Below are 9,399 nucleotides of genomic sequence, written 5' to 3' on the forward strand. Positions count from 1 at the left end.
CGGCAGCGGCGCTCCCCTCTCCCGACCCCTGCTAACGCAGGGGCCACCCTCCCCCGCGGAGGGGGGAGGGAAACGCGCATCTCACCAACCGCTGCGGACGGGCTTGCTGATCGCGGCCTCACTGCTGGCGCAAGCGCATCTCGCCGGCACGGCCCGAGCCCTCGACGAGCCTGCGCCACCCACGCAAACCGTCCCCGCCCCGCCGAAGCCCCCGGAGGCCGGGGTGCCGCTGGCCGCCGCGACCGTGATGGCCGCGCCGCCGCCGTCGTTCTTCTCCTTCTCGGACACGGTGGTCAGCTATCGCTTCCAGGGTCCGGCCGCGGAGCCCGGCCTCACCGTGACGCGGCCGGACGGCACCGTGAAAGGCCGGCAGGAGGCCCGTGAAGTCCCCAAGAACGTGTTCAACCTGTTCCACGCCAATTCCTGGGCCTACGGCACCAACCTGATCTCGCTGGACATCCTCCGGTCCGGATCCCAGGATCCGGCGGGCGACCAGCGGGTCTTCGACAAGGGGGTCGGCGCTACGGAGGTCTACCTGATCTACCGGGGCGTGCTGAGCCCGAACAAGATCTTCGACACGACAGTCTTCGCCATCCCGGGCCTGGTGAAGGATATCGGGCTGTCGTTCGGAGCCGACATCAACACCAAGGACACGACGTTCGATTCCGAGAAGCGCGCCGGCACCTTCGGCCTCAGCTTCGCCTTCGACGTGCCGGCCGGGTTCGTGAACCTGAAGGTCCAGGGCTACAAGGAATTCTCCCGCAACGGCTTCGCCGGCACGGCACCGAGCGAGGAGTCCCGCCTACCGGTCATTCCGGGCTTCGATTACGCGCATTTCCGCAGCGTCGAGTACAAGATGACGCCGGAATTCGAGCTGACCTACACGATCCCGCTGGCCTTCACCGGCCTGCCCCTGGCGCTGGCCGGCTTCAACACCCTGATCCTGCCCAAGGGCCGCTACGGCCTGATCAACGAAAACCAGACGCGGGCGGAATTCGTCTCGCAGACCAACCTGGTCCTGGATATCGGGCAGCTGGTCGACAACGCGCCCAACCGGTTCGAGGCGTTCGTCGGCTTCCAGTACTGGCACAACAAGTTCGGCGGCGATCCGCGGCACACCCCCAACACCGAGGAGAAGGCGCTGATCGCCGGCGTCGCCTTCCACCTCAAGTAGGATCGCCGGACTGGGCGCGCAGCGCGCGCGGCGAGAAGCCGAAGCGCTGGCGGAACGCGCGGTTGAAGGTCGGCACGTCGGTGAAGCCGCAGGCATACGCGATGGTGGCGATCTTCATCCCGGCGGTGCGCGGCGCCGCCAGGCGGCGATGGGCGAGATCGAGGCGGGCATCGCGGATCGCCGCCGCGACGCCGTCGGTGGCAGCGAAAGCCCGGTACAGCTGAGCGCGGGACAGGCCGAGCGCCGCGTGGATCTCGGCCGGACCGAGGCGCGGGTCGTGAAGCCGGCGCACGATATGGGCGCGGGCCAGGGACAGCACCGTCTCGCAGGTGAGCGCCGCGCCCGGCCGCTCCGCCGGATCCCGGACGAGGGTGCCCAGCAGGTGCAGCACGCCCGCGACCGCGACCTGCGCCTCGCTCTCCGACATCCAGGCGGCCGAGGCGGCGAAGGCGTGGACCGCCGCCTTGAACGCGGCATGCCCGGGTCGGTCGGCGATGCATCGCCCCGCGAAGGCATCGACGGTGCCGATCCGGGCCTCGAAGGTCGCCCGCGGCAGCGCCAGCCGGATCTCCGCATAGTCGCTCTGGGTGCCGGCCACGAGGGGCCGCTGGCGCGACAGGAAGCTGATGTCGCCGGCCCCGAGGCGCCCGCCGCGCTCGCCCTGCTGCTGATAGCCGATCCCGTCGAGCGCTAAGCCGATCACCACCGTCTCGGAGGCGTTCCGGTCGACCTGGCGGGGGCCGATGGTCAGGCCGACCGAGCTGCTTACCGTATGGGTCAGGCCCCAGTCCGCGCCCGCCACGACGAGGCGCTTGGCCCGGAACGGATCGCGGGGATGCGCCCGTCCGACATCGCCGAACGGCGCCAGCGCGGTGGCCAGCCAGAACTCGAAGGCACGCTTCGGCTCGACGTGGCGGGTCGTCTCGATCGTGCTGGGGACCAGCGCCGGAAGGGACACGCGGCAGGCTCCGACGCGGGCGGATCCCGCGGCGTCCCTGCGATTGCCGGCCATCCCCGCAAAATCAAGAGCCGTTGGTCCACACGCAAAGACTATTTGGCCCGGGGCGTCTGGACGGGATTGCGACGGAGCCGCCGCTCGACCTCGGAGGTGCGGCTTCCAGGCGGAACCCCGACCACGTCGCCGTTCCGGATCGCTTCGCGAATGTTGCGGCGGGCGGCGCGGCCCTCGGTGCCGCCGGGCTGCGTGATCGCCGAATCGCCGGACGGGACCAGCACGGTCTGCGCCTGCGCCGCGCCGGTCAGGCCGATCAGCAGGGCGGCGATCAGGATCCGTAGGGAGGGCATGACGAAAAATCTTTCAGGCTCGACGACCGTATGGCCGCCTCGCCGAGATAGGGCACCGGGCGGCACGCAATGAGCCCTGGCCGCCGACGAGCCGCCGACCCGGCCAACCTGCGGCCGATTGGACCCGCGGGATATCCATCCCGATTCAGAACATATATGGAACATTCAGATGCCGCTGCGCAGGATCAGACAGGAGCCCCGATGGCCCGCTACCGGTTCCACTGCACCAACGGTCTGGAATGCGTGTTCGACGCCCGCGGCGCCGAGATCCGCGCGGCCGGTCGTCTGACTGTCCGGGCACGCCGGGTCGCCGCCGACGTGATGCAGGCCCTGTCCGACCGGACCGACTGGTCCGAATGGCGGGTCAGCGTCCACGATCTCACCGGCCGGCGCGTGCTGGTGCAGCCCTTCGGCCAACTGGTCGGGGACCGGTCCCTGGCGGCCTGACCTGTTTCGCCCCGGCGCGTTTCGTTATCATGCCGGCATGATCCGATCCGCCGGTTCTCGTCCCCGCCGATTCGCCGCCGGCCTCGTGCTCGGCCTCTGCCTGCTCCCGGCCGGCCCCGCCACCGCCCAGGCGCTGCTGCCGTTCACGGGCTTCGCGCCGCTGCCGTCCTTCGCCTGGGAACCAGTCGCGGATGCGAGCCGCTGGACCGGTTCCTATGCAAGCCTGTCGACCGGCTACGCGGTCACCGGCTCTCGGCATTTCGGCAGCTACGCGGGTCCGACGATCGGGTTCGAGGGCGGCCGGATGTGGCAGGAGGGGCCGATCCTCTACGGGATCAGCGGCGGCCTGGATTACTTGGCCGGCCTCGACGGCGCCCTCACCCCGGGCTTCGGGCGCCTCGCCTACAGCCGCGACTTCGCCGGCGCGCTGGAGGTCAAGGTCGGGACCCTTCTGGCGCCGGACGTGCTGCTTTACGCCAAGGCGGGGGCCGCCGCCGTCCACGACACCCTGCGGGTCGGGCCGACCCCGTTCACCCCGCCGCTCACCCGCGAGGACATCGCGATCCTGCCGAACGCCCGCGTCGGGGTCGAATGGGCGGTCACGGACCGCCTCTCCGTGGCTGTCGAGGCCGGCGTGGTGCGCAACGGGCTGCGCTGATGCTTATTTTTATTTTTTGGGTCTCCCGACCAGAACCGTCATTGCGAGCGCGTCAGATGGAAACCAGACCCCGCTGGAGCGCTGCGAGATCGCGCCAGCCATAGGCGACTTCCACGAGCGTGGCCTGCTCCCGCTGCTCCGCCCGCTCACCGACCACGACACCACCGAGGCGCTCGTAGAACCGCCGGGCCATCGCATTGTCGCGCAGCACCCACAGGCTGGCGGCACGATGACCGCTCTGTCGCAGGTGCGTCGCCAGTGCGGCTATCAGGGCGCCGCCGGTCCCGCGCCGCTGCGCAGCTCTCAGAACGTAGATCGCGCTGACCTCACCGTCGAAGCCGTCCGCCGCCAGTTCGGCCGAGCGCTGGGTGCCGCAGGATCCGAATCCCACCAGCCCCGCAGGCCCCTCGGCGACCTCGACCGCCGTGCCGGAATCCGGATCGCCGAGGATCCGCGTCCAGACCGCCAGCCGCGTCTCGACCGTGAGGGCCGCGATCATCGCGGCGGGCAGGAGCCCGGCATAGGTCTCCCGCCAGGCGGCGGCGTGGATCGCCGCGATGGCCGGCGCATCGTCCAGGCCCGCCGGCCGGATCGTCACGGCTGTGGCGCCCTACTTCGGCACGAACGCCCAGTAATCCAGATCGAGGATCACGGCCGGGTCGTAGCCCTCGCCCACCCGGTCCGGGAAGGCGCCGCAGGGCTGGTTCTTGGTGGCCACCGTGCGCAGGCGCAGGAGGCCGACATCGTCGCGGCCGACATCGGCCGCGTCCAAAACCTCGCTCCAGGCATAGACCGTGTCGCCGGCAAAGAGCGGCGCCACGTGGCGGCCGGCATTGATGCCCGCGAGCGCGAAGGCGTTGCCCAGGCCGTTGAAGCTGAGCGCCCGGGCCAGCGAGATCACGTGCCCGCCATAGATCAGCCGGCGGCCGAACCTCGTGTCCTTGGCGGCCAGGCCGTCGAAATGGACCTTGGCGGTGTTCTGGAACAGGCGCGTGGCGATCTGGTGCTCGGCCTCCTCGACGGTCATGCCGTCGACATGGTCGATCTTCTCCCCGACCGCGTAGTCGGCGAAGCGATGCGGGCTGCCGGCGAGCTCCGCATCGTAGGCGGCGGCGGACAGCTTCGGCAGGGCGCCCGCGAGATCCTGCGGATCGACCACCTTGGCCAGCGTCGGCACGTGCTCCTCGGCGATCGCGGCCTCCGGGTCGCGCTTGCGCACCAGCACCCAGCGGCAATAGCTCAGGACGGTCTCGCCGGATTCGTCCGAGCCCACCGAGCGGACATAGACCACGCCGGTCTGGCGGTTCGAGCTCTCCTTGAGGCCGATCACCTCGGAGACGGTCGACAGGGTCTCGCCCGGATAGATTGGCCGGCGGAACCCGCCCTCCGCGTAGCCGAGATTGGCGAGCGCGTTGAGGGAGACGTCCGGCACGGTCTTGCCGAACACCATGTGGAAGGTCAGCAGGTCGTCGAGCGGGCTTTTGGGATACCCGAAGGCCCGGGCGAAGGCGTCCGACGATTGCACCGCGAAGCGTGGGCCGTAGAGGCCGGTGTAGAGGGCCACGTCGCCCACCGTGACGGTGCGGGGCGTGGCGTGGCGGATGGTCTCGCCGAGGCGGAAATCCTCGAAGAACCGGCCTGGATTTGTCTTCACGGTCGCTCGATCCTACTGCGCGTAGATATACGCCTGGGGCACGGCATATTCGTGCAGAAGGCGGCTGATGAACAGCAGCAGCAGGATCAGGATGATCGGCGAGATGTCGACACCGCCGAGATTGGGCAGCAGGTTGCGGATCGGCCGCAGCACCGGCTCGGTGATCCGGTAGAGCACCTCGCCGATCTGGGCGACGATCGGGTTGCGGACATTCACCACGTTGAACGCCACGAGCCAGCTCAGGACCGCGCTGGCGATGAGGACGTAGATGAAGAGCTGGACGACCGTGTCGAAGAGCCAGATCAGGGCGTTCATGCGGGTTCGCGCGTATCCTCGGGGCGCCCGCGCGGCGGCACCGACGATCGGGGCGCGGCGGACGGCGGTGAAACAGGAATTGACAGGCTGAGCCGCCCGCGCCTACAAGGCCGGCGCCTCGACGGGGCTGTAGCTCAGATGGGAGAGCGCCGCAATCGCACTGCGGAGGTCAGGGGTTCGATTCCCCTCAGCTCCACCAGGGGTCCTTGCGCAAATCGCAGGATCCCGGTGGTCTTCGAACCACTCGACTTGTTAGTAGCTTAGCTCGAGCGTCCTGCTTCAGCCGCGTCTCTATCGCGTCTCCAAGGTCGGATCACCGGCCATTCTGCCCCCGGTCTCCAGCGGCCTCATTCCCGTTTCCTGCAATGCTGCCCGCGGCCCTCGATTGGTTTTTCCGGGACTGCAACAGCGGACGCATCGTGGTTGGCCAGTGGCCGAACACGCCGCTGTGCCTATTCGGCTTGCTGCAGGCCGTCGCCTGGATCGCGGGGGAGGACACCGCCGTCGGCCGTTAGGTGGACCTCGCATCCTGGATCGCCCTCGCGGTCTGGGCGGGCGATGAGCTACTGCGCGGGGTCAACCCATGGCGGCGCTGCTTGGGAGCCGCGGTGCTGATCAGGATGGCGGTGCGCCTGATCGCCTGATCGCTTCCGGAGTCGATGGCGTCAGTCTTGCGGAGCCCCAGCAAGACGCTCAGACGTCACAAGCCGAGGATGCGTTCCTGCACGTCCCAGGCGGGGGGCAGCTCGCAGAGATGGCGCAGGCCGATGCCCCGTGGCAGCCTCGCCTCGACGATCGCGCGGACGATGCGGGGGGAGAGCAGGGCGAGCGACAGCGTCATGCGCACCGAGCGCTCGCTGCGCTGCTCGGCCAAAGCGATCGTCTCGATGCCCGCGCTTCGCCCGGCCACGAGATCCCGCATCCAGGTCCGGCCTGCGGCGATGCCTAAAAGCATGCGGGCGCGATCTTCCGCCTTCATCGCCCGCAGCCGATCGCCCTCGCGGCCCGGCGGTACGACGATCGCCTGGCGGCGCCGCTGCGGCTGATGCGTGAAGGACAGCGACAGGGTAGGGCGCTCCCCGGTGAACTGCAGCACGAGGTGATCGGCATGCACCGTCACCGTCTCAAGTTCAGCTACGACCAAGGCAGCGTCATCACGCGGTGCTGGGCTCGGTGCAGCGATGCTCCGCAGACCGGCCACGACCACCGCCTCGATCGATGCCGCGGGCAGACGCAGCCGCTTGTCGTTTATCCCTACTGTCCGGGAGACGTAGTAGCGGTAGCGCACCGCGCCCTTCTGGGCGTGGCTCGGCACCATCAACGCGCCCCCGGCATCGCGCAGGCGCCCGGCGAGGAGATGCACGCTCTCAGCGCGCGTGCGGTGATGCTGATGGTGGTTGGTGGCGAGCCGATCCTGCACGGCCTGCCATGTCGCTTCGTCCACGATCGCGGGATGCTGGCCTTCATGGACCTGCCCCTTGTGCCGGAGCTGACCGACGTAGAGGGGATTGCCCAGCAGCTTGTACAGATGCCCGCGTGAGAAAGGACCTCCACCGGTCTCTCGCCCGGCCCCGTCGCGGCGAGCTGGCAGGGTGATGCCCTGCCCGTCGAGGTCCTGCTTCAGCCCCGCCACCGTGCCGTGGGCGAGGTAACCCGCGAAGATCGCCCGGACGAGGGCGGCGTGCTCCTCGACGACGTGCAGCGCGCGGCCCTCGACCCGGTAGCCGAGCGGCACGACCCCGCCCATCCAGATCCCCTTGCGCTTGCTCGCGGCGATCTTGTCGCGGATGCGCTCGCCGGTGACCTCTCGCTCGAACTGGGCGAACGACAGCAGCACGTTCAGCGTGAGCCGCCCCATGCTGGTGGTGGTGTTGAACGCCTGGGTCACCGACACGAACGAGACGCCGTGTCCGTCGAACAGCTCGACCAACTTGGCGAAGTCGGACAGGGCCCGGGTCAGCCTGTCGACCTTGTACACGACGATCACGTCGACGCGCCGGGCTCGCACCTCGGCCAACAGTCGCTGCAGGGCGGGTCGTTCGAGCGATCCGCCGGAGAAGCCGCCATCGTCATAGCGGCCGGGCAGCAGACGCCAGCCCTCGTGCGCCTGGGAGCGGACATAGGCCTCGGCCGCCTCTCGCTGGTTGTCTAGGGAGTTGAACTCTTGATCGAGCCCGTGGTCGGTCGAGACCCGGGTATAGATCGCGCAGCGCAGCGTCGGCCGTGTGCCGGGGGGCGGTATCTGCCGTGGTTTGGGGGCGCGGGCACTCATGCCTCAACCCTCTCCGTTCGTGTCTCTGCACCGCCAGCAGCTTTGGCGCGCAGGCCGAAGAAGCGGGGGCCGTTCCACTTTGTACCGGTGATGAGCTGCGCCACCCGGGACAGGCTTTCGTAGGTCGCACCGTTCCAGGCGTAGCCGGCCTCCAGCACCTGCACGGTGTGCATCACCCCCGCCCATTCCCGCGAGAGGGTCACACCGGGGGTGTGCGCGCGCCGATCCGGCACCGGCACCGACACGCGGACCGGCAGAACGTCCCCTCCCTGGTCCAGCTGATTCCTTGCTCGCACGAGCCGATCGAGGGCTCGTGCCGTATCGCGGTCGAGGTCACCGTAGGCGAGGACCTGCAGGCGGTAGGCGATGACCCGCGCGCGCTGCGCGGGCGGGAGGCCGGGAGGTGGGGCTACGCCGAACAGCTGACGCCAGCGCCGTTCGAGTGCCGCCGCGTCCATCCCGGCGAGCGCGTCGAGCGAGGCGGACACGCGGTCCGCCTCGCCCTCCGTGATGGCTCGAGGCCGCGCCATCAGGCGGTGGCCTGCGTCGGCGCACCCGCATGCGGGTCAGATTCTGTGCCTCCCGTCAGCGCACGGGCCAGAGTTTCCGCCTTGCGCCGTGCGCGGTTACGAGCCGCGGGCGGGGGCGGCAGGATACGGTAGGACATCGCCGCGTCCGGGCGAGCTGCCTTGGCCAGCGACTGTCCTCCCGACCGGATCCGCGAGAGGGCGGCGCGGGTCGTATGTGGCAGCCAGCCCGTCGCCGCGATCAGCTCGGTCAGCGTCGCCCCCTCGTCCCGGGCCAGCAGCGTCAGCACCAACGCCTTCTTGTTCGGGCGGGATGTTGCCCCGGCTACCGGGGGTGGGGTGAGGCCGATGGCTCCGTAGCCCGCGGGCGTGAGACGATGCTGTCCGTCCGGTGCGTCCGACGGGGTGATGAGCGCGTTGCTCAGGAGGCGCCCGATGAGCCGTTTGCGGCTGGCTGGCTTCACCTTCAGGGCGAAGTGCAGGCGTCCCTCGTCCGCGGCGGCAGCCTGCAGAATGCCCGCCTCGGTGCGGGTGAGCGCGATGGTGGTCATGGGTCGGGGTTTCCGTCAACGGCAGGACAGGCCCTGCCACGACCCCGACCCCGCGGACGGCGCGAGGTCGGCCTGCGGGGCAAGGTGCATGTGGCTGGAGAGACGACCCCAGGCGGGGAAAGCCACTATTCGTTGAGTGGTCTGTTCTGACGCTCCCCCGCTGCCCTCGGTCCAAACTAGCGCAGCCTCAGCGATACCAGCTGCGTCGTCCCGGCGACCACACACGCTCCGTTCGCTCCGGCAGTCCAGTCGAATGTGCGGATGGGCGGGGACGGTGCGGAACTTCGCGCTGTTGTCCACTGCCAACGGAAGATCGTGACCCTTTGCGGACCTCCCGCCCCGCCTATTCGAATGTCCGCTTGGAAGGCGAAGCAGCCCTGGAAGCTGGTACTACGCCTAGGACCAGACGGACCTGGTCTTGAACCGCGGACTGGACCTATGAGGCCACGGGCATGTGCATCACGCGCGCCGGCGTGTTCTCGTCGGCCAGCTTGCG

At 69.5% G+C, this 9,399-nt stretch carries 11 protein-coding genes, 1 tRNA gene and 1 pseudogene; 5 read left to right on the plus strand and 8 right to left on the minus strand.

Annotation, left to right across the window (positions count from 1 at the left end; all coding sequences use genetic code 11):
- Positions 1–103 precede the first annotated feature (103 nt).
- The gene (locus tag MKL11_RS17570; protein ID WP_243945617.1) at positions 104–1,174 is read left to right on the plus strand and encodes a hypothetical protein; all 1,071 of its coding nucleotides are present in this window, start codon (positions 104–106) and stop codon (positions 1,172–1,174) included.
- On the opposite strand, the gene MKL11_RS17575 is transcribed toward MKL11_RS17570, so the two are convergent.
- Both MKL11_RS17575 and MKL11_RS17580 read right to left on the minus strand, forming a co-directional pair.
- On the minus strand, positions 1,167–2,132 hold the full coding sequence (locus MKL11_RS17575; protein ID WP_243945618.1) for a helix-turn-helix domain-containing protein: 966 nt from the start codon (positions 2,130–2,132) through the stop codon (positions 1,167–1,169). The genes MKL11_RS17570 and MKL11_RS17575 overlap by 8 nt on opposite strands.
- Positions 2,133–2,224: 92 nt before the next feature.
- The gene (locus MKL11_RS17580) at positions 2,225–2,479 is read right to left on the minus strand and encodes a hypothetical protein (RefSeq protein WP_243945620.1); all 255 of its coding nucleotides are present in this window, start codon (positions 2,477–2,479) and stop codon (positions 2,225–2,227) included.
- A gap of 201 nt (positions 2,480–2,680) precedes the next feature.
- Here MKL11_RS17580 and MKL11_RS17585 point away from each other — a divergent pair, with 201 nt between their 5' ends.
- Positions 2,681–2,926 (plus strand): DUF6894 family protein, encoded by a 246-nt coding sequence (locus tag MKL11_RS17585; protein ID WP_243945628.1) that lies wholly within the window; start codon positions 2,681–2,683, stop codon positions 2,924–2,926.
- A gap of 37 nt (positions 2,927–2,963) precedes the next feature.
- Positions 2,964–3,584 carry an outer membrane protein gene (locus tag MKL11_RS17590; RefSeq protein ID WP_243945630.1) on the plus strand — a complete coding sequence of 207 codons (621 nt, stop codon included), beginning with the start codon at positions 2,964–2,966 and terminating at the stop codon, positions 3,582–3,584.
- A 52-nt stretch (positions 3,585–3,636) separates the two neighbouring features.
- Here the strand turns inward: MKL11_RS17590 and MKL11_RS17595 are convergent, their stop codons facing one another.
- From MKL11_RS17595 to MKL11_RS17605, 3 genes are read right to left on the minus strand one after another with little or no spacing between them, the layout of a single operon-like run.
- The gene (locus MKL11_RS17595; RefSeq protein ID WP_243945632.1) at positions 3,637–4,182 is read right to left on the minus strand and encodes a GNAT family N-acetyltransferase; all 546 of its coding nucleotides are present in this window, start codon (positions 4,180–4,182) and stop codon (positions 3,637–3,639) included.
- 12 nt (positions 4,183–4,194) lie between these two features.
- The gene (locus MKL11_RS17600; protein WP_243945634.1) at positions 4,195–5,238 is read right to left on the minus strand and encodes a MaoC family dehydratase; all 1,044 of its coding nucleotides are present in this window, start codon (positions 5,236–5,238) and stop codon (positions 4,195–4,197) included.
- A gap of 12 nt (positions 5,239–5,250) precedes the next feature.
- Positions 5,251–5,553, minus strand: coding sequence for a YggT family protein (locus MKL11_RS17605; protein WP_007567711.1), 303 nt, complete (start codon positions 5,551–5,553; stop codon positions 5,251–5,253).
- 123 nt (positions 5,554–5,676) lie between these two features.
- Here MKL11_RS17605 and MKL11_RS17610 point away from each other — a divergent pair.
- Together MKL11_RS17610 and MKL11_RS33575 are read left to right on the plus strand one after the other, a co-directional pair.
- A tRNA-Ala gene (locus MKL11_RS17610) sits at positions 5,677–5,752 on the plus strand.
- A 166-nt stretch (positions 5,753–5,918) separates the two neighbouring features.
- Positions 5,919–6,197: pseudogene (locus MKL11_RS33575) on the plus strand (hypothetical protein).
- A gap of 56 nt (positions 6,198–6,253) precedes the next feature.
- Here MKL11_RS33575 and MKL11_RS17615 read toward each other — a convergent pair.
- The 3 genes from MKL11_RS17615 to MKL11_RS17625 are packed head-to-tail and all read right to left on the minus strand — an operon-like array spanning position 6,254 to position 8,903.
- Positions 6,254–7,825 (minus strand): recombinase family protein, encoded by a 1,572-nt coding sequence (locus tag MKL11_RS17615; protein ID WP_243945636.1) that lies wholly within the window; start codon positions 7,823–7,825, stop codon positions 6,254–6,256.
- Positions 7,822–8,355, minus strand: coding sequence for a DUF2924 domain-containing protein (locus MKL11_RS17620; protein ID WP_243945638.1), 534 nt, complete (start codon positions 8,353–8,355; stop codon positions 7,822–7,824). The genes MKL11_RS17615 and MKL11_RS17620 overlap by 4 nt, the downstream gene beginning before the upstream one ends.
- A complete protein-coding gene (locus tag MKL11_RS17625) occupies positions 8,355–8,903 on the minus strand; it encodes a DUF3489 domain-containing protein (protein WP_243945640.1) in 549 nt (182 codons plus the stop codon). The genes MKL11_RS17620 and MKL11_RS17625 overlap by 1 nt, the downstream gene beginning before the upstream one ends.
- Between the last annotated feature and the right edge of the window lie 496 nt (positions 8,904–9,399).

Source organism: Methylobacterium sp. J-077, assembly GCF_022829365.1.
GTDB lineage: Bacteria > Pseudomonadota > Alphaproteobacteria > Rhizobiales > Beijerinckiaceae > Methylobacterium.

Bases quoted from the DNA above. Each gene is read 5' to 3' on its own strand.
- MKL11_RS17580 (WP_243945620.1), bottom strand. From the start codon at position 2,479: ATGCCCTCCCTACGGATCCTGATCGCCGCCCTGCTGATCGGCCTGACC.
- MKL11_RS17585 (WP_243945628.1), top strand. From the start codon at position 2,681: ATGGCCCGCTACCGGTTCCACTGCACCAACGGTCTGGAATGCGTGTTC.
- MKL11_RS17590 (WP_243945630.1), top strand. From the start codon at position 2,964: ATGATCCGATCCGCCGGTTCTCGTCCCCGCCGATTCGCCGCCGGCCTC.
- MKL11_RS17605 (WP_007567711.1), bottom strand. From the start codon at position 5,553: ATGAACGCCCTGATCTGGCTCTTCGACACGGTCGTCCAGCTCTTCATC.
- MKL11_RS17615 (WP_243945636.1), bottom strand. From the start codon at position 7,825: ATGAGTGCCCGCGCCCCCAAACCACGGCAGATACCGCCCCCCGGCACA.
- MKL11_RS17620 (WP_243945638.1), bottom strand. From the start codon at position 8,355: ATGGCGCGGCCTCGAGCCATCACGGAGGGCGAGGCGGACCGCGTGTCC.
- MKL11_RS17625 (WP_243945640.1), bottom strand. From the start codon at position 8,903: ATGACCACCATCGCGCTCACCCGCACCGAGGCGGGCATTCTGCAGGCT.